Below are 867 nucleotides of genomic sequence, written 5' to 3'. Positions count from 1 at the left end.
AGATTGCGGCGCTGACGACCACGCAGATTGCGGCACTGGAGACAGCGGATCTGGCGGCGCTGACGACCACGCAAGTGGTGGCCTTGACGACAGCCCAGGCGGGTGCCTTGAAGTCGACGCAGGTTGCAGCGATGACGACCACGCAGGTTGCGGCGATGGAGACGGCTGATATTGCTGCGCTGTCTACTGCTGGCATCACGGGTCTGACGACAAGCCAGATATCGAACCTGACAACCGCTCAGGTTGCTGCGCTGACCACTACCCAGATTGCGGCACTGGAAACGGCCGATTTGGCTGCACTGACGACAGCCCAGATCGTAGCGCTGACAACAGCCCAGGCCGGCGCGCTGAAGTCGACCCAGTTGGCGGCACTGACGACCACCCAGCTGGTGGCGATGGAGACGGCAGATCTGGCCAAGCTGAGTGTGACAACGATTCCGGGTCTGACTACCTCGCAGGCGGCCAACCTGACAACCAGCCAGGTAGCCGCATTGACCACGGCCCAGATCGGTGCACTGGAGACGGCGGATCTGGCGGCGCTGAGCACAACACAAATCGTGGCGTTGACTACCGCCCAGGCTGCGGCACTGAAAGCCAGCCAGCTGAGCGGGATGACCACGACACAAGTTGCTGCTATGGAAACGGCCGATCTGGCGGCCTTGCTGGTGGCCACCATTCCTGGCCTGACTACGTCCCAGGCGGCTAACCTGACGACTGCTCAGGTAGCGGCGTTGACGACCGCGCAGGTGGCTGCGCTGGAGACGGCAGATCTGGCAGCCCTGACGACGACCCAGATCGTGGCGCTGGGGACGGCACAGGCCGCAGCCTTGACGGCGACCCAGGTAGCCGGCATGACCACGTCGCAAG

At 63.8% G+C, this 867-nt stretch carries 1 protein-coding gene; it reads left to right on the top strand.

All coding sequences use genetic code 11. The features are described 5' to 3' along the window. A partial coding sequence (locus ACZ9W6_RS17550; protein WP_465192479.1) for a hypothetical protein occupies window positions 1–867 on the top strand: 867 nt, incomplete at both ends.

Source organism: Vogesella lacus, from assembly GCF_979366295.1.
This window is presented reverse-complemented; position numbering and strand designations above follow the sequence as displayed.